A 19,109-nucleotide genomic window follows, 5' to 3' on the forward strand; every position below is an offset into this window, starting at 1 on the left:
GGGCAAGAAAAATTCATTCTCGTACTAGAATAACAAATCGGTCCGGCGAACTCCAATCACCCCACGGCCTTGCTGCCGGTCAGCGTTCCCCAACCGGGTCCGTCGCTCCCGCTTCCATGCGCGCCGCACGCGGCCAGGCGCTGTCTGCCTCTATCGTATGCGCGCGCCGCAGTGCCGTCTATTCCCGCCCCGCAAAAGCAGCGAGTGCCCACGGCGGCACGCCGTTTGCGGCATGTCGGTTGCGGCATGTCGGTTGCGGCATGCCGGTCGCGGCATGCCGCTGCCGCCGAGCACCTTTCTCTATTTTTAACTAAAAGCGGCCCGTTCCAACCTCCCGTTCTCACAAAATGCTTGTCCGAGCACCTGCATTGTTCCCGCCTATGCCTTCATGTAGAATGGAGACATACCAGAATGATACAGGAGGTGCCGTCAATGCAATTGATCACAATCGAACCGACGCCGAGTCCGAATTCCATGAAGCTTCATCTGGATGAGACGCTGCCGGCGGGCGTACGGCGAACCTACTCTGAAGACAACCGCCGCTCCGCGCCGCCGATCATCGGGCAGCTGCTCGATATCGACGGCGTGAAGAGCGTCTTTCATACCGCGGACTTCATCGCGCTGGATCGCTATCCGAATGCCGATTGGGCCCGCATCCTGGCAGATGTGCGCGATATTTTCGGACAGCCGCAGGAAGAGAGCGCACAGGGCGAGGAATGGTCGGCCTGGACCTCCTTCGGCGAGGCGCAGGTCTATGTTCAATATTTCCGCGGCATTCCGATGCAGATTCGGGTGCAGGCGGACAACCGGGAGGAGCGCGTCGGCCTGTCCGAGCGCTTCGTGAAGGCCGTTACCGAGGTCGCCAGCGCTACCTTGATCAAGGAGCGCAAGCTGAGCGACTATGGCATCCGCTACGGCGAGCTGGCGGATATCGCGCGCGAGGTGGAGCAGGAGCTGGAGGCCGCGTATCCGGAGGAGCGGCTCGCTTCGCTCGTGCGCCAGGCGATCGAGAAAGCCAAGAGCGATGAGCCGTTCATCGAAGAGCGCCGCGAGCTGACAGAGGAAGAGTTGGCCGCCCGCCTGAGGGACAGCGATTGGCGCGTGCGCTATGCGGCGCTGGATCGGATGGAGCCGGAGGCCGCCCGCCTGCCGCTGCTCACGGAGACGCTCCGCGACCCGCAGAGCCAGATTCGGCGCCTGACGGTCGTCTATCTGGGCGAGATCAAGACGGCGGAATGCCTGCCGCTGCTGTTCGAAGCGCTGCGCGATGCCTCGGTCAGCGTCCGCCGCACAGCAGGGGACACCTTGTCCGATATCGGCGATCCGGCGGCAATCGAGCCGATGATCGAAGCGTTGAAGGACAAGAACAAGCTGGTCCGCTGGCGCGCGGCCCGCTTCCTCTACGAAGCGGGAGACGAACGGGCCGTGCCGGCGCTGGAGGAAGCGGCGAACGACAGCGAGTTCGAGGTCGCGCTGCAGGTGCGCATGGCGCTGGAACGCATCCGCTCCGGCGAGGAAGCGGTCGGCACGGTCTGGCAGCAGATGGCCCGCCTGCGCGAGCAATCCGAAGCCGAACGGTCCTGACAACGAACCGGGGCTGCAGCGGTTCAGCAGACAACGGAATAAAGGGAAAACGGAACGGCGGGGTATCTCCCTTTCACGTGGACGATACGCCTGCCTGCCCGCAGTAAAAGACGGTATCCGTTCTGGATACCGTCTTTTGGTTCATTTCCCGACTCTACAGCCCCTCTGATTCAGCTCAATGTCCCGGCGACGGAGCCATTGCCGCCTCTTCCGGATGCAGCGTCGCGTGGAACTGCGTCGTGTACAGCGAGGCATAGCGCCCATCCAGCTTCAGCAGCGCTTCATGCCGTCCCCGCTCCACAATCTCGCCCTCTTCCACGACCAAGATTTGGTCGGCGGAGAGGACAGTGGACAAGCGGTGGGCGATGACGATGGTCGTCCGACCCTGCATCAGCTCAGACAGAGCTGCCTGCACATACGCCTCCGACTCGGAGTCCAGATGGGATGTCGCCTCATCGAGAATCAGGATGCGCGGATTTTTGAGAATCGCCCGCGCGATCGCCAGCCGCTGCCGTTCCCCGCCGGAGAGACGATGCCCCCGCTCGCCGACGACGGTATCATAGCCTTGGGGCAGGCCGGCAATCATATCGTGAATATAAGCCTTGCGGCAAGCCTCCTCCAGCTCGGCCCGCGTCGCGCTATCCTTGGCGATGCGCAGGTTATCGGCCACCGTCGCGTGGAACATGAACGACTCCTGGGTGACGTACGCGACCTGGGCGCGCAGCGACTCCAGCGTCACGTCCCGAACATCATGGCCGTCGATGAAAACCGTGCCTGCGGTCGCGTCATACAGGCGGCCGATCAGGTTGATCAGCGTCGATTTGCCGGCGCCGCTCGGCCCGACAAGAGCGACCACTTCCCCAGGCTCCGCATGGAAGCTGATGCCGCGCAGCACCTCTCCTCCGCTTCCATAGCGGAAGGTGACATCTGAGAATTCCACCGCGCCTTGTACCGTGCCAAGCGTGGTCGCATTCGTCCGGTCCGTCACCTCCGGCTCCATATCCATATATTCGAAAATACGATGGAAGACCCCCATCGCGGTAACAACCTCGACGTGCAGATTCAGCAAGGTACCGAAGGGCTGATACAGTCGGGACAGATAGGCCGCGAAGGCGACAATCGCGCCGATCGTCATCGGGCCGTAGATGACCTGATAACCGCCATACATATAGATCAGCGCCGTGCCGAGCGGCCCCAGCGTCGAGACGAACATGAAGAACCAGCGTCCGGCCAGGTTGAGCTTCACTTCCAGCTCTTTTACCTTGTTGTTCTGCTCCTCGAACCGGGCTTGCAGCGCAGCTTCGCGCCCGAAGATGCGGGACAGCATTGCGCCCGAGACGCCGAACACTTCCCCCAATTGCGCGGACATATCGGCCCGCACCTTCTGGGTCTCCGAGCGCAGCCGCTTGCGGTAACCCGATACTTTGCGCACCGGGATCATCGACAACGGCAGGATGACGATCGCCATCAGCGCCAGCTTCCAGTCAAGGGTGAACAGGATGCCAATTGTCGTGCAGATGATAACGATCTGCGTGAGCGAAGAGACGGCGACATTCGTGACGACATTTTGAATCGCGGCCACATCATCGGTCACCCGCTGGATGACCTCGCCGGAGCGGGCGGCGGTGAAGAAGCCGACCGACTGCCGCTGCAGGTTGCGGAACAGCCCCTGCCGCAGATCGGACATAATATGCTGCGTCACGAGCGTATTGAGATGGCTCTGCAGCACGCTGAGCATCCCGCTTGCGATCGGCAGCCCGACGAGCAACGCGGCGCAGGTCAGCAGCAGCGACACATCCTTGTTCGGGATGGCGATGTCGATAATGCGCTGCATGACGAGCGGCGGCAGCAAGCCGATAATGGCGCCAGAGAGCGCCAGGAAAACAATCCAGAAAAGCCGGAACAGATACGGTCGGAACAAGGCCCCGATCCGCTTGAAGGACACGTCCTTCACCGAGACACGCGGCTGCCCCTTCGCATCCCGAATTGGGACCGCCGAGCGGTTGCCCCAGCCTTGGTACATTCAGATTCCCCCTCATCATCCGGCTTCTCTCCCCATTTATGCCGGTATATGTCTTGCCTTACACTGTCACCATTGTAGTACTGTGATGTTGCTTCTATTATAATCGCAATTATGTCGTTAGGAAGACATTGTCCCGAGAAAAAAGCAGAGGTATTCCACGTGACTCGCTGCACAGCTCTCGAAAATCCTGCGAATATACAGGATTCTTTACCGCATCCTCTTCTGAAAAAAGAAATCCTGCTAAAGTGCAGCAATTCGTGGCGCCACGGCTTGAAATGGAGGTGAAACGAGCGAAAAGCTGCATTCTAGCAGGAATTTTACTAAAAAGTCGCAAAATCAAGAGAAAAAGCTGCACTTTTGCAGTAATTCTGCTCCATGCAGGTTTTGCAAATAATTCTGCTCAATGGAGCTTTTGCAGCAATTCTGCTGTATGCGGGTTTTATAGAATAAGCAGGTTTTTTAGGTTTTGCAGTCTTTGCAGACGCAGGTTTGCAACAATTCTGCTCTATGCTGATTTTTCAAGTTAAGCAGACTATGCAGGTTTTGCAGGTTAAGCTGGTTTGCAAACTAATCTGACGAAGCTGACGAAGTAGGCTTTACAGACTAAGCTGGTTTTGCAAGTTAAGGCTTTGGAATAAGTAGGCCTTGCGGACTGGTGCAGACAAGCAAGCTTTCGAGGTTAAGCAAGCTTTCCAGGTTAAGCAGGCTTTCCAGGTTAAGCAGCTTTACAGGCTAAGCTACTAAGCTGACGAAGCAGGCTTTGCAGACTAAGCTACCCGCGCAACCTGCGCGCAAAAAAGAGAGCAGTCCGCGACTGCTCTCCGGCTGAGGCAGGCCATCAAAATCCATAATAGCGATCGATACGGGAAAGAAAGCGAAGGGGCCCATGGGACACACGCCAGCAGCACTTTTCAAGGCTGACAGCCCCCCACCGATGCTATCCCCTTAACCTGCCTGCCCTATAGCAGCTTCTCAATGACGGCGTTCGCCGTGCTCTCCTTGTTGTCGATCGATTCCTGGTACGTGCGCTTGAAATACTCGACATACAGCACATCCAGCAAGTACAGCTGCGCGATCTTCGCGGACAAGGAGCCACCCTGGAGCGGGCCCTCATTCGCTCCGCAGAGGAGCGTAACATCCGAGTGCAGCGTCAACGGGGATTTGACGAAGCGGGTGATCGAGATGATCTTGGCCCCCTTCTCCTTGGCCTTCTTCGCAACCTCGATCGTGTCCTTGGTCGAGCCCGAATACGAGAACATGATCGCCACGTCGCGTTCGGTCATGAGGGCGGCCGACATCATCTGAAGATGGGAGTCGATGGAGCATTCCGTCTTTCTCGTGATGCGCATAAATTTGTTCTTCGCTTCCAGTGCGGTAATCAAGGACGTGCCCACGCCAAAAAAATGAATGCGCTCCGCCTGAATCATATAGTCGATCGCCTTCTCGATATCATCCGCCTTGAGAAGATCATACGTCTCGTTGATCGCATTGACATTCGTGGTCAATACTTTGGATGCCACCTGCCCGATCGTGTCGTCCATCCCGATCTGCTCGGTCAGCTGCGGGATTTCATTTTCCACCGTAATGCTGTGCGCCAATGCGATCTTGAATTCCTGATAGCCTTTGAAAGTAAGCGACTTGCAGAACCGGAAAATGCTCGATTCCCCGACATCGCAGGCATCGGCCAGATCGGTGATGGACATATAGATGACGCTTCTCGTATGCTCCAATATATAATCCGCTACTTTGCGTTCGGTGTTCGTGAAGGAATTATACATGGAATGAATGCGGGTCAGAATACTTATATTACGCAGTGCATCCACCCCCTTCGTGAATAGTTATGGCAAAAAACGCGATGCGGCGCCCAACAGCCCCGCCTTATTCCCGAGCGAAGCCTTGACGATGCGAACCCCGGCGAAGCTGGCCATAATGAACTCCTTCGTCCGCGCTTCCGCTTGACGGACCAGCTCGTCCCGCTCCATGACGCCGCCGCCGACCACGATGGCGGAAGGATTGAAGATATGGACGATGGACGCCAGCCCGGCCGCGACTTCCGTGATCCAGTCGTCAACGACACGCCGCAGCGGCTCGTTGCCCTTGTCTATTTTATCAAATAATATCCGCCCGTTGATACATTCCGGATCAACCTGCCGCGCCATATGGACGAGTGCCGTCGTTGAGGCGAATTGCTCGTAATATGGCTTGAATTCCGGATCGCGGCGTTCCGCCCAAGCATGCGTCATCATATGGCCGAACTCGGCGGCCACGCCGTTCGCTCCCCGGTAAATGCCGCCATTCAAGACGATCGCGCCGCCGATGCCTGTGCCGTAGGTCAGACACAGGAAGTCGGCATAGGAGCGGCCGGCGCCGAAGCGGCCCTCGCCCAATGCAGCCGCATTGACATCATTCTCGACCCGGACCGGCTTGCCGAACCGCTCCGTCAGCCTATCCGCGATGCGCATCCCCGTGTACCCCGGAATATTTTCATTGGCGTAGACGATCACGCCCGCATCCGCATCAACCTGTCCCGCCGTGCTGACGGCAATCGCGTCATAGCCGCTGTACTCCTCCAGGTGAGCAATAAGCTTCCCGATGACATGCTCGCCGCCGCGCTTGCTCTCGGTATCGTACTCCTGGAACCGCTCAATCCGCCCCGACTCGTCGCACAGGCCGATCTTGGTCGTCGTCCCGCCAATATCCGCCGCCACAATTTTCATAACGAACGCCCTGCCCTTCTATATGCGCTGTGTAGACAACAATCAGAGCATCATGACTAGACGATGCTATTCAGCCCCGCTCAATGGCCTGCACGAAGCGCTTCGTAATCTCCATCGGTCTCGTAATTGCCGAGCCGACGACGGCTGTGTGCACGCCAAGATCGAATGCCCGCTTCAGCTCCTCCGGCGCCGAGATGCCGCCTTCCGCGATGACCGGGACGGGGGAAGCGGCCACAAGCTTCTCCAACAGCTCGAAGTCCGGCAGCGCCTTGCCCCGGGTCGCTTCCGTATAGCCGCTCAGCGTCGTGCCGATGCAGTCGAAGCCCAGCTCGATCGCCGTCATGGCCTCCTCGTATGTGGAGCAATCCGCCATAAACAATTGATCCGGGTACTTCGCTTTTAACTGCGGGAACTGCTCGGCAATCGTCGTGCCGTCCGGCCGCACCCGATCCGTCGCGTCAATGGCGATAATATCAACGCCTTCGCGATAAAGCAGTCCGACCTCCCGGTCCGTCGGCGTAATGAACACATCCGAGCCTTCATAGTCTTGCTTGATAATGCCGATGATCGGCAGCTTCACCTGCTTCTTCATCTCCTGAATATCTTCGACGCTGTTCGCGCGGATTCCCGCCGCTCCGCCCAGGAAGGCAGCATACGCCATTCTCCCCATGATGAACGGGCTGTGCAGCGGTTCATCCGGCAGCGCCTGGCAAGACACGATCAGCTTTCCTTTGACCTGTTCAAATACAGTGGAATTTCGGTTCATCTGCATGCATCTCCACGTAATTAATGTATATCTCCACTCTGTAAGGTATCCTTACTATATCACCGTACGGATTATATAGTAAATTATTTTCTTTTTCCGATTTGTTTTTGAAAAAAATTTCTTCCGATCATAACGCCATGGACATGGTCACGTGTGCGGACTCCGGAATGGCTTCCGTCACATTATGCAAACTTTCGGGAACATTTGTCATTGATTCCCCCCGGGGCATTCTTTATACTTAACGAATATAACGTGCCATTGTGCACATCATGCAAATCCTCATCCTATCCGAGATGAGGTAGAGGTTGCGGTTGTTAGTAGTAGCTCTGCGGAGGCGGGAAGCGCCGAGGATGCGGAGGGAAAGGAACCACCGCCGAAGTCTGCGGGCATCTTCCAGCACGCGGGCTGGGGCTGTTGCCGAAAGGCGCAGCACTGTCATACGGGACTACCCGTCCCCGTATGGTGCGCTATCTTTTTTTAAGGAAGGGTATGATGGGGACGGTCTAACCGTCGGACGTAATACGCTCGAACGGTTTTTTGTCATGTCACCGCTCCTTCCGACCACTGTTCAATTACCAAGGAAGCGAGGGTTTTCAACAATGAAGGCAACAGAAGATAATCGGCAGTCCGGGCTGCGCCGCAGCCTGAAGACCCGTCATATTACGATGATCGCGCTTGGGGGCTCCATCGGCACAGGGCTGTTCCTGGCCAGCGGCGGAGCCATCGCCCAAGCGGGACCGGGCGGCGCGCTCGCCGCCTATATTGCCGTCGGCATCATGGTCTATTTCCTGATGACCAGTCTCGGGGAGCTGGCAACCTATATGCCGGATCCCGGATCGTTCAGCACCTATGCGACGCGCTTCGTCGATCCGTCGTTCGGGTTCGCGCTGGGCTGGAATTTCTGGTTCAACTGGGCGATTACGATCGCTTCGGAGCTGGTGGCCGCTACGCTCATCATCAAGTACTGGTTCCCTGACAGCAATTCATTTTTATGGAGTCTGCTCTTCCTCAGCGTCATCTTTTTACTGAATTTTTTGTCCGTCAAAGGCTACGGGGAGTCCGAATATTGGTTCGCTATCATTAAAATCGCAACGGTTATTATATTCCTCGTCGTCGGCGTGCTCATGATCTTCGGTATTCTGGGCAGCGAACGCGTCGGCTTCGAAAATTTCCGGATCGGAGACGGTCCGTTCCACGGCGGATTCTTCGCGCTGCTCGGCGTCTTCATGGCAGCAGGGTACTCGTTCCAGGGCACCGAGCTCGTCGGGGTCGCCGCCGGCGAGAGCGAGAACCCGCGCGAGAGCGTGCCGCGCGCCATCCGGCAGGTATTCTGGCGGATCCTGCTGTTCTACGTGTGCGCCATCTTCGTTATCGCGCTGCTGATTCCGTACACGCATCCGAGCTTGCTGGCTGGCGATGTGGACAGCATCAACACGAGCCCGTTCACGCTCGTCTTCGAGAAGGCCGGATTCGCGTTCGCAGCCGCGATTATGAATGCCGTCATTCTGACCTCCGTGCTATCGGCCGGCAACTCAGGCATGTATGCCTCGACGCGCGTTCTCTGGGTGCTTGCGAAGGAAGGCAAGGCGCCCAAGTTCTTGAGCAAGCTGAACAAGCGCGGCGTACCGATCAACGCGCTCATCGTCACGTCGCTTATCGGCATGCTCGCCTTCCTGGCGACCTTCTTCGGCGACGGCGTCGTCTATATCTGGCTCTTGAACGCCTCCGGCATGTGCGGCTTCATCGCTTGGCTCGGCATCGCGGTCAGCCATTACCGCTTCCGGCGGGCCTTCGTGAAGCAAGGCCACGATCTGAAGGAATTGCCTTATAAAGCGAGATTCTTCCCGTTCGGCCCGCTGTTCGCCTTCGCGCTCTGTATGATCGTCATTGTCGGACAGAACTATCAGGCCTTCACCGGGGAGGGCATCGACTGGAAGGGATTAGTGATGACCTATATCGGTCTTCCGATCTTCCTCTCCGTCTGGCTCGGTTATAAATGGAAGCACCGGACGAAAATGATTCCGCTGGACGAATGCAAATTCGACTCCTGATCCGAATCATTCGATGATACGGCCCGCTTGCGCTTGGGATTTTCCCTGCCGCGCAAGCGGGCTTTTTCGGCTTCCGCGAATTGGGTAATCATGTATATCCAGCACCTATTTTCCACACACTAGGCGGAAATGACAGCAGAAGAGGTGTGTATGTATGGATTCCGTTACGATGACCCGCTCCCTGTTCGGCACGTCGATGGCTTTCCACATTATATTCGCGACGCTGGGGGTCGGAATGTCGCTCATGATCGTCTTCGCGGAGATTATGTACTGGCGCAAGAAGGATTCGGATTATGCGATCATGGCGAAGCGCTGGACCAAAACATTGGGCATCCTGCTCGGCGTCGCCATTCCTTCAGGCACCATCGTCGGTGTCATGCTCGCTCTCTTGTGGCCGGGCTTCATGGAAATCGTCGGCCAAGTCATCGCGCTTCCGTTCCAGATTGAGATCTGGGCCTTTTTCTTCGAGGCCTTATTTATGGCCATCTACTTCTACGCGGCAGATCGCTTGACCCATGGCATGCGCATCTTGAGCGTCTTCTTCGTCATGGTCGGAGCCAGCGCCTCCGCCGCGCTGATCACGGCCGCCCAGGCATGGATGAATACGCCGGCCGGCTTCCGCATCGTCGACGGGCAGATTACCGATGTCGATCCGTGGGCGGCCTTCTTCAATCCTTCGTATGCGACCTCGGCGCTGCACGTGCTGAGCACGGCCTATATGACCGGTGCTTTCTTCGTCGTGACGGTCGCGGCCTGGCGCCTGCTCAAGCGCAATGTGACGGAGCGGGAAGCCGCCTATCACCGCAAAGGACTTATGCTTGGCCTCGTCATCGGGCTCGTCATGACGCTCGCCACCGCGATTAACGGCCATGCCGCCGCCCAATCGATGTACCGCCACAATCCGGAGAAGCTGGCTGCGGCTGAGGCGCTGTTCGAGACGACGACCCATGCGCCGCTCGTCCTCGGCGGCATTCCCGATCCCGAGACGCGAACGATCAAGTACGGCATCGAATTCCCTGGCATGCTCAGCTTCCTCGCCTCGAACCGGTTCGATGCCGAGGTGAAGGGGCTCAATGAGATTCCGCGCGAGGATTGGCCGCCGCTCTTCGTCCACACCTTGTTCAATCTGATGGTCGTCATCGGCTTCGGGCTGCTCGGGCTGGCGCTCGTCGTCGTGCTGTGGCGCGCGTTCACGCGCAAGTCGCCGCGCCCGTATCCGCGCTGGCTCCGCTATGTGCTGGCCGTTACCGGACCGCTGTCGCTGCTGTCCATCGAGATCGGCTGGATTTTCAGCTGCTCCGCGCGCCAGCCGTGGACCATCTACCGCATCCAACGCACATCGGAAGCGGCACTGCAGAGCGACGATATGGGCTCGTTGTTCCTTCTCTTCGTCGGCATCTATGTGCTGCTGCTCGTGCTGACGGCAATCGTGCTCCGCTTCTACTTCCGGCGGCATCCCGTCTCCGCGGAGCTGCAGGAGCCGACGCCGGATCATGACCGTCCGCATACGGAGGAGGCATTCACATGACCGACGCTACAATTGCCATTTCGATATTGTGGGTGTTCCTGTTCGTCTACAGCCTGCTCGGCTCCGTCGATTTCGGGGCCGGCTTCTGGTCGATGATCTACGGCCGCCGCAGCGAGGACGGCCGGGCCGCCGAGCTGGCCAATCGGTATTTATCACCTTCATGGAAGGTCACCAATACGTTCCTCGTCCTGTTCGTCGTCGCGCTCGTCGGATTTTTCCCCGGGGCGACGCTCGGGCTCGCTTCCGTGCTGCTCGTCCCCGTCTGTCTCGTGCTCGTGCTGCTCACCCTGCGCAGCGCCTTCCTCGTGTACGGATATTCCGTCCATCGGTACGGACGCACGATCAGCATCATCTCGGGCGTGACCGGGCTGCTCATCCCGGGGCTGCTCGTCTCGGTGCTGCCCGTGACGCTCGGGGGCTTCATTATGGAGACTCCGGACGGCGGGCTGATGCTCGACTTCGGGAAGCTACTGGCCAGCCCGACGCTGTATGCCCATCTCGCCTTCGGCTACGCGACGGAGCTGTTCTTCTCGGCTCTGTTCCTGGCCGATTACTCCCGCGAGGCGCGCGATGCCGCGACCTACCGCATCTACCGGCGCTGGGCCGTCATCTTCGGCCCCTTCAGCCTGCTGACCGCGCTCGCCGTCACGCTTACCGTGCAGCCGGAGGCTGCCTGGATCGTGGCGGGCTTCCGCGAGCAATGGCTCGGCTTCGCGCTGTCCGCGGCCGCCTTCGTCATTGGCTATGCGTGTCTGTTCGCCCCGCGCCAAGACGGATGGAAGGGGCATTCCCGAGCCGCCGTCGTGCTCGTTATTTTGCAGTACGCCTTCGCCAGCTACGCGTACGGGAGAGCCCATCTACCTTACATTATTTATCCGCAGCTGACGATTGAAGCGAGCATCACGAATCCTGCGATCTTCCGCTCGCTGCTCATCAGCTACATCGTCAGCGCCCTGCTGCTCGTCCCGGTCTTTTATTTGTTCTGGAAGCTGTTTTTGAAGGACCGGCGCTACTTCGAGAACAAGCCGGAATGACAGGAGCGGGATGGCGTGCTACAGTGAAAGGGCTAAAAGAGCAAGCAATGGGCGCACGCGTCCGGTGGATCAGGCTGGGAGCTGGCGGATGCCGCGCTTGCGAGGAGGAATTCCATGAAATACTTGTACGAGTTCATCGAACACCAGGATGACATGCCGTTCCGCATGTTCGTCAACAGCGTGGATCATATTCAATTCCATTGGCACAAAGAGGTGGAGATGATCTGCGTCCTGCAGGGGAGCGTGCGGATCTATGTCGGCCAGCACAATCATGAATATCATCCCGGCGATTTCCTGTTCATCAACAGCTTGTCTGCGCACAAAATTGAAAAGACGGGCCAGGACAATGTATTGTTGGCCCTGCAATTCAGTCCGGAACTGCTCGAGCGGCCCATGCATATTCATTGCAGCTCGCTTGACCGCGGGGCCGACGGCAAGCCTGCGCATGACAAGCTTCGTCATTACTTGGCGCGAATGGCGTGGGAGTTGAACAAAAAGCCGCCAGGCTACCGTTCTTGCGCTGTAGGGCTGCTGCATATGCTGATCGGGCATCTGGTGCGTTCCTTTCCGCACGAGGCGCTTCCCGATGGCGAACCTGGCGCTGAACCAGGCAACGATTATGAGCTCAGACGGTTGAACCGGGTGCTTCAATATATTGATAAGCATTACAGCAAAAAGATTACGCTGCAGGACATCGCGCGGCAAGAACATTTAAGCCTGCACTATTTTTCCCATTTTTTCAAAGACAAGATCGGCATCCCGTTCCAAAAATACTTGACGCTTGTCCGCTTGGAGAAATCAGTCGAGCTGCTCGCCGGCACCAATAAAAACGTAACCCAAATCGCTTCGGAATGCGGCTTCGCCAATGTGAAAGCCTTCAACACCTATTTCAAGGAAAAGTACGGCACGACCCCGACGGGCTACCGGGAAAAGCAGGAGCGGGACACACTCAAAAAAAGCAGCCGCTGGAATGTGAACACGAGCGCAATCCATGGCGCTTATTACGATATCGACACGATCCAGGCAATGGATTCCTTATACGCTTATCTGGAGCGCGGCTATGAGCTGCCGCTCAGCTCCCCGCTGGCCAGCGACAGCATCTCCATCGATATTCACGCCGATGATCCGGTTCATCCCTACGAGCCCAACTGGAGGATGCTCACCACGGCAGGGCGAGCGATCGAGGGACTCCGCGCCGATTGGCAGGAACAGTTCCTGGAGATGCAGTCCAGGCTGAAGTTCCGTTACATTCGCTTTCACGGGATTTTCAACGACGAGATGATGATCTATAACGAGGCGGAAGACGGCGTGCCCGTCTATAACTGGTCTTACGTGGATCAGCTTTACGACTTTCTGTTAAGCGCCGGAACAAGGCCTTTTGTCGAGCTGAGTTTTATGCCTTCGCTGCTGCGCCGTTCTGGAGAGACCATTTTTTGGTGGAAGGGAAATATCTCGCCCCCTAGCGACATGGAGAAATGGACGGAGCTGGTGCGCCAGTTCGTGCGCCATTGCGTAAACCGGTACGGGCTGGAGGAGGTGAAGCAATGGTATTTTGAAGTATGGAACGAGCCGGACCTGGAGGGGATCTGCTGGGCGGGAACCCGGGAGGAGTACTTTCGTTTTTACCAAGCTACAGCCGAAGCGATCAAATCGGTGGATTCCGAACTAAGAACGGGCGGTCCGGCGCTTGGTTACGGATCGATATGGAACGACACATGGACGGAAGACTTTTTCAACTATTGCAAGACCTCCCAAGCGCCGCTTGATTTCTTCTCGTTCCACGTCTATTCCGAGTACCCGTTCACCAAGTATGAAGAGCGGCTGACTACCATCATGCCGCCTGATTTTTACGGCAGGACGATCGAGCGAGTCCGCGGCAAGCTGCAGGCCGCCCAGCTCCCCGTAATGCCGGAACTTCATGTTACGGAATGGAACTTCTCGCTCTACGACCGGAATTATATTCACGACACGATGTTCATGGCCCCGTTTATTTTGCGGCATGCGCTGCAGTCCCAGGGGCGTCTCCATTCGCTCGGCTTTTGGTCGTTCACGGACGTGTTCGAGGAGAGCCAGGCCGTTCCCGCCATCTTGCACGGCGGCTTCGGCTTATTCAACCGCAATGGATTAAGGAAGCCCGCCTATTACGCGTTCGAGCTTCTCGCCAAGCTAACAGGAAATCTGCTCCGCCAGGGCGAAGGGTATGCCATTGCCACATCGGGCGAAGACTATTCGATTCTGCTGTACCATTACGTTCATGTCGATCCTTTGTTCGCGAGCGGAGATTGGTCCGGGCTGACGGAGCGGGACAGATATACGGTATTTGAGGAAAAAGGGGATCTTGAAGTCGCGCTTCATCTCGACGGGCTATCAGGGGATTATAAGGCGACAACGTACCGGCTCGACCGGGATCATGGCTCGCTGTTCGACGAGTGGGCGCGCATGGGGGCTCCCGGCACGCCGGGCGAGGAGGAGATCGATTATTTACGGCGGAGAACCGGGCCGGCCGTCACGGTGGAGTTCCTCGAAGCTGTCTCCTCCTTCGATCGCCGCTTCGTGATTCCTCCGCATGGCGTGCAGCTTGTTACCTTGCAGCGCCAATATTGAAGATGCAGACACCCTTTTTGACATAAAGGGTGTTTTTTTGCTGTATCGGGGCGCGTTCTCCGCTTCCCGTTCCGATTCACTGCGGCAAGAAGAACAAAAAACAACCACAGGGTCGGCAACAAAGGCCAAGAAAACGCATTCATTTTCATCTACACTGAGGATGTGCACGAATGAATCAACATAAGGAGGAACGGCCTATGGATCGGTTTATGAAGTGGATGAATGAACGTTTTGCCCCCAAATTAGATACATTCACGAAAAATGTATGGGTTGCCTCGATCCAGGACTCGATCATGATTGCTCTGCCGATGGTGTTTATCGGCTCTCTGATTACACTGCTGTCGATCCTGAACGATTTTATCCCGGGAATGCCGGATTTGTCGCCGGTCTCGACCTTCAGCTTCGGCCTGCTGGGGCTATTCATCGCTTTTCTCACCCCATATAAAGTGATGGAGCAGAAAGAACGCCATAAAATCAAACTGATTGCGGGCTGTACCGGGCTAGCCTTCTACCTGATGCTGCTGAAGCCGACGTTCGGGGAAGACGGAACGATCAGCTTCATCCTGGAGCGGTTCGGCCCGAGCGGCATGTTCACCTCGCTCATCGTCGGCGTGCTTGTCGCCGTTGTCTTCAGCGCGTTTCACAAGTTCTCTTTTTTCAAAAAAGATACGAGTCTTCCGGAATTCATCGTCGATTGGTTCGACTTTCTCGTGCCGATTGCCTTGATCTTGGGTGCCGGATGGGTCCTGACGTATCCGCTGCAGTTCGACATCTTCGTCTTGATCTTGAATGTGTTCGAACCGCTGAACCAGATTAGCCAGAGCTTGCTCGGGTTCGTGCTGTTCAATTTCATCGGAGTGTTCCTGTATTCCTTCGGAGTCAGCCCGTGGGTGCTGATGCCGATATTTTTCGCCATCTGGCTGCCGGCCATTGAAGCCAACGCCGCCGCTGTCGCCCAGGGCATGGAGCCAACGAATATCAACACCTTCGAGACCTTCTTCTCCGGTTGGGTCGGCGTAGGCGGCATGGGCGCCACGCTGCCGCTGGTCATCTGGTTCCTCTTCGCCAAATCGAAGCGGCTGAGCGCCATCGGCAAGACGACGCTGGTGCCTTCGCTGTTCAATATCAATGAGCCGGTCATCTATGGCGCCCCGATCGCGTTCAATCCGATCTTGATGATCCCGATGTGGATTAACGGATTGATTGTTCCGATTATCGTCTATGTCGCGCTAGATCTTGGTCTTGCCGCCATTCCAAGCCAGCTGTTCCAGATGTGGTATACCCCGCTTGGCATCTCGACTTACATCGTGTCGGGACTTGGCGGATTGCTCTTATTGGCAGTGGTCCTGCTTATCATGTTCGCCGTCTGGTTCCCTTTCTTCAAAGCGTATGACATGCAGGAATACAGAAAAGAACAACAAGCGCAATCGAAAAAAGAGATATGATAGCATGATACAGGAGGTCTGACAATGAAAACAGTAACTGAAACGGACATGATACTGACGCAATTGACGCTGGAAGAAAAAGCGTCGCTATGCGCGGGATTGAACATGTGGATGACCAAAAGCGTCGATCGCCTGAATATTCCTTCGATCGCCATGTATGACGGCACGAACGGAATCCGAAAAACAGCCAGCATGGAAGAACTCGGAATCTTCGGGGACAATGTGCCGGCTACGTGCTACCCGACAGGTTCGGCGATCGGCTCATCGTGGAACGTGGAGCTGCTGCGCGAACTCGGGGTCGCGCTTGGCAAGGAAGGAAGAGAGCTCGATGTCGATATATTGCTCGGACCGGGCATCAATATGAAGCGAACTCCGCTCGGCGGGCGCAACTTCGAATATTATTCGGAGGATCCATGCCTGACAGGGGAACTGGGCGCCGCCTTCGTGGACGGGCTGCAAAGCCAGGGCGTGGCAGCATCCGTCAAGCACTTCGCATGCAATAATCAGGAGTACGAGAAGATGATCACCAGTTCGGAGGTGGATGAGCGCACGCTGCGTGAAATCTATCTCAGCGCGTTCGAACGAATTGTGAAAAAGGCGAATCCATGGACGATCATGTGCTCTTACAACCTGCTCAATGGCGAGTACACCAGTGAGAACGAGTTCTTGCTGAAGCGAATTCTGCGGGAAGAATGGGGATATGACGGCGTCGTCCTCTCCGACTGGACCGCCGTTGACAATCGCATCAAGGGCATCAAAGTTGGTCTCGATCTGGAGATGCCGGGTCCGGCCCACTACAATACGAAGGCGATCGTCGAGGCGGTGCAATCTGGAGAATTAGAAGAGCGGCAATTGGAAATTTGCGTAAGAAGAATTCTGGAGCTGGTTCGCCGGACGAGAGAGCAGCCGGCGGTAGAGCTTCCATCTCCCGAAGAGCGGCATAAGCTGGCCCGCCGTGCGGCCGCCGAGAGCATGGTTCTGCTGAAAAACGATAAGGGACTGCTCCCGCTACAGCCTGAGCGCCTGTCATCCGTCGCCGTCATCGGCCGATTCGCGAAGCAGCCAAGAATCCAAGGGGCGGGAAGCGCCAAGGTGACACCGACGCAGGTCGATATCCCTTGGGATGAGATGCAGGACATCGCCGGAGAGCACCTTGAGCTTCGCTATGCGGAAGGCTATGCTCAAGATAGCCCGCTCGATACGATCGACGAATGCTTGATCGAGGAGAGCGTCGCATTGGCTAGACGTTCGGATGCAGCGATCATCTTTGCCGGACAACCTGAATCCTCTGAATCGGAAGGGCTCGACATCGCCTCAATCGACTTGCCGTGCCATCAGAGTAAGCTGATTCAAGCGGTAGCCGAAGCCCAACCGAACTGTATCGTCGTTCTTAGCAGCGGTACCGCCCTCGTCATGCGCCCTTGGATTGATCAAGTATCTTGCGTGATTCAGGGCTGGCTGTCCGGGCAAGGCGGAGGCCGAGCCATCGCCGAAATTCTGTTCGGCCTCGTTAATCCGTCGGGCAAGCTGTCAGAGACATTCCCAGTCAAGCTGTCGGACACCCCTTCGTATCTGTACCCGCGCGGCGAGAACGGCAAGCTGTATTATGGGGAAGGACTGTTCACCGGATACCGATACTATGATCGGAAGCAGTTGGAGCCTCAGTTCCCGTTCGGCCACGGCTTGTCCTATACGACATTCGAGTACGTGTCGCTTGAGGCGGTTCAGGCGGGAGACGAAGTGCATGTCACCTGCGCCATTCGCAATACAGGCACGCGACACGGCAAGGAAATCATCCAGTTGTATGTGAATGACGAGGAATGCCTGTGGCAGCGTCCAGACAAAGAATTGAAGGCTTTTGCGAAGGTAGACTTGGAGCCGGGAGACACGAAAATGGTTCATTTTACGTTAGACCGGCGGGACTTTTCGTATTACAACACCAAGCAGCAGCGCTGGGTAGCCGATATGGGCTTTTTCAATATCCTCGCGGGAAGCTCCTCCCGTGATATCCGGCTTCGCTGCCGGCTGCACTGTGATTTCGGCACGCAGCAAGCCGTAGAATTTCACACCTTCAGCCTGCTCAGCGATTGGCTGCGCTATCCCCATTCGCGGGCGGTGCTGGAGGAATACCTGGCGGATATGAACCGGCATGTGGAAGAGGCCGTCATCTTGAACGAGGAGTTCATCGGATTCTGGAATGATTTCCCGTTAATTAAAATTATTCAAATGTTCGGTCAGCAATGGCTGCAAGACACATCGCCTCATCTCGTCATCGAGGAGATGCTGGAGCGCGTAGCGCGCTGCCAGCCTGCTGATGAGGAATTGCCGGAGCGCTAGTAAGCGGTGCAGCTCCTTCCGGGCTTATGCCTTGGAAGGAGCTGTCTTGCTGTGCAGGAGGGCTGGTTCACAGGCCGGGGGATGAGGACTCGATATAAAATACGTACAAAAATTTTCTCAGATTAATTTTGGAAGCGGATGACTTGTTCTGTTCCTCCAGCTCCCGCATGCGCAGTCGCACTTCCTGAAAGTCGAATAAACGGGATGCAAAGTATTCGAAGGTCGGGTTGCCGTAATCGCTCAAGCCTAGCGACGCCAAATTGGTAAGCGCTTGCAAGGTTAAGCGGCGGATACGCTGCTCGATCGCGCGCACGTCCTTCTGCAGATGGGCATCGGAACCAGCCTCCTTGCGGCTGCGGAGTGCCACCTGTTCATAGAGGGTCTTGAGCGGGGGCAGATCCGGCAGGATGCTATGCCCTTGCTCCTGTTCCTTGAGCCAGGTCATAGTTCGAATCAGATCGGGAGCGCCCGCTTCACCGGCAATCCCCAATTGCAGCAGCAAGGACCGGGCCTGTTGTTCGATTGGTTTTTCCTTGTTGGGAGGAATGCCCGGCGCGGCATCCGCGGCCCCGGACCTTTCCAGCGTGCGAAGCGAATTGCGGATCGTCTGCATCGACTTCTCCAGCAGCAGATGATCAGAGACGCGCCGCAGCACGGCCAGTACCTCCAGACGGTTAATCGGCTTTTGGATAAAGGTATCGACGCCTTGCTGGTAAGCTTCGCCGATCATCTCCTTATTCTCCACCTGGGAGATCATAATGAATCTGCCGCTGTACTTTTCATCGCGCAGCGCTTTGACGGTCTCAATCCCGTCGCGCCCCGGCATAAGCAGGTCGAGGATGACAATGTCCGCCTCCCGGACAGCGGACGCGGAAGCATAAGATCCGTCCCCCGCTTCGCCGACGACCTCTCCCAGGCCGCTCTCGTTCACGATGCGCGACAACATTTTGCGAATGGCAGGGTCGTCTTCAACCAGATAAAATTTCAACAACATTGACAGCCTCCCTTTCGATCAACCTC

General features: G+C 56.9%; 13 protein-coding genes and 1 riboswitch. Of the genes, 7 read left to right on the forward strand and 6 right to left on the reverse strand.

The genetic code is table 11. The features are described from left to right. Positions 1-56: 56 nt before the first annotated feature. The gene (locus DQX05_RS30265) at positions 57-248 is read right to left on the reverse strand and encodes a hypothetical protein (protein WP_147385170.1); all 192 of its coding nucleotides are present in this window, start codon (positions 246-248) and stop codon (positions 57-59) included. A gap of 184 nt (positions 249-432) precedes the next feature. Here DQX05_RS30265 and DQX05_RS10175 point away from each other — a divergent pair, with 184 nt between their 5' ends. Beyond that, positions 433-1,584 carry a virulence factor gene (locus DQX05_RS10175; RefSeq protein WP_119793216.1) on the forward strand — a complete coding sequence of 384 codons (1,152 nt, stop codon included), beginning with the start codon at positions 433-435 and terminating at the stop codon, positions 1,582-1,584. Between the two features lie 175 nt (positions 1,585-1,759). On the opposite strand, the gene DQX05_RS10180 is transcribed toward DQX05_RS10175, so the two are convergent. The 4 genes from DQX05_RS10180 to DQX05_RS10195 form a co-directional block, all read right to left on the reverse strand. Then, entirely contained in the window at positions 1,760-3,607 is a 1,848-nt protein-coding gene (locus tag DQX05_RS10180) for an ABC transporter ATP-binding protein (RefSeq protein ID WP_119793217.1), read from the reverse strand. A gap of 959 nt (positions 3,608-4,566) precedes the next feature. Further along, positions 4,567-5,430 carry a MurR/RpiR family transcriptional regulator gene (locus tag DQX05_RS10185; RefSeq protein ID WP_472924365.1) on the reverse strand — a complete coding sequence of 288 codons (864 nt, stop codon included), beginning with the start codon at positions 5,428-5,430 and terminating at the stop codon, positions 4,567-4,569. A 15-nt stretch (positions 5,431-5,445) separates the two neighbouring features. Then, on the reverse strand, positions 5,446-6,324 hold the full coding sequence (locus DQX05_RS10190; protein ID WP_119793219.1) for an ROK family protein: 879 nt from the start codon (positions 6,322-6,324) through the stop codon (positions 5,446-5,448). A gap of 70 nt (positions 6,325-6,394) precedes the next feature. Beyond that, positions 6,395-7,090 (reverse strand): N-acetylmannosamine-6-phosphate 2-epimerase, encoded by a 696-nt coding sequence (locus tag DQX05_RS10195; protein ID WP_119793221.1) that lies wholly within the window; start codon positions 7,088-7,090, stop codon positions 6,395-6,397. A gap of 291 nt (positions 7,091-7,381) precedes the next feature. Continuing rightward, positions 7,382-7,568: riboswitch (Lysine riboswitch) on the forward strand. A gap of 121 nt (positions 7,569-7,689) precedes the next feature. Between DQX05_RS10195 and DQX05_RS10200 the strand changes: the two genes are divergently transcribed. The 6 genes from DQX05_RS10200 to DQX05_RS10225 all read left to right on the forward strand — a co-directional run bounded on the left by DQX05_RS10200 (position 7,690) and on the right by DQX05_RS10225 (position 18,089). Beyond that, the gene (locus DQX05_RS10200; protein ID WP_119793223.1) at positions 7,690-9,141 is read left to right on the forward strand and encodes an amino acid permease; all 1,452 of its coding nucleotides are present in this window, start codon (positions 7,690-7,692) and stop codon (positions 9,139-9,141) included. 154 nt (positions 9,142-9,295) lie between these two features. Next, positions 9,296-10,669, forward strand: coding sequence for a cytochrome ubiquinol oxidase subunit I (locus tag DQX05_RS10205; protein ID WP_119793225.1), 1,374 nt, complete (start codon positions 9,296-9,298; stop codon positions 10,667-10,669). Next, positions 10,666-11,703 (forward strand): cytochrome d ubiquinol oxidase subunit II, encoded by a 1,038-nt coding sequence (locus DQX05_RS10210; protein ID WP_119793226.1) that lies wholly within the window; start codon positions 10,666-10,668, stop codon positions 11,701-11,703. The genes DQX05_RS10205 and DQX05_RS10210 overlap by 4 nt, the downstream gene beginning before the upstream one ends. Before the next feature lie 114 nt (positions 11,704-11,817). After that, positions 11,818-14,307: a GH39 family glycosyl hydrolase gene (locus DQX05_RS10215; RefSeq protein ID WP_119793228.1), complete on the forward strand. Its 2,490-nt coding sequence runs from the start codon at positions 11,818-11,820 to the stop codon at positions 14,305-14,307. Positions 14,308-14,504: 197 nt separating this feature from the next. Further along, positions 14,505-15,752 (forward strand): PTS sugar transporter subunit IIC, encoded by a 1,248-nt coding sequence (locus tag DQX05_RS10220; protein ID WP_119793230.1) that lies wholly within the window; start codon positions 14,505-14,507, stop codon positions 15,750-15,752. A gap of 24 nt (positions 15,753-15,776) precedes the next feature. Beyond that, the gene (locus tag DQX05_RS10225) at positions 15,777-18,089 is read left to right on the forward strand and encodes a beta-glucosidase family protein (RefSeq protein ID WP_119793232.1); all 2,313 of its coding nucleotides are present in this window, start codon (positions 15,777-15,779) and stop codon (positions 18,087-18,089) included. A 67-nt stretch (positions 18,090-18,156) separates the two neighbouring features. On the opposite strand, the gene DQX05_RS10230 is transcribed toward DQX05_RS10225, so the two are convergent. Continuing rightward, entirely contained in the window at positions 18,157-19,080 is a 924-nt protein-coding gene (locus DQX05_RS10230) for a response regulator (RefSeq protein WP_119793450.1), read from the reverse strand. Between the last annotated feature and the right edge of the window lie 29 nt (positions 19,081-19,109).

It is taken from the genome of Paenibacillus thiaminolyticus (assembly GCF_003591545.1).
In the GTDB taxonomy this organism is placed as follows: Bacteria; Bacillota; Bacilli; order Paenibacillales; family Paenibacillaceae; genus Paenibacillus_B; species Paenibacillus_B thiaminolyticus_A.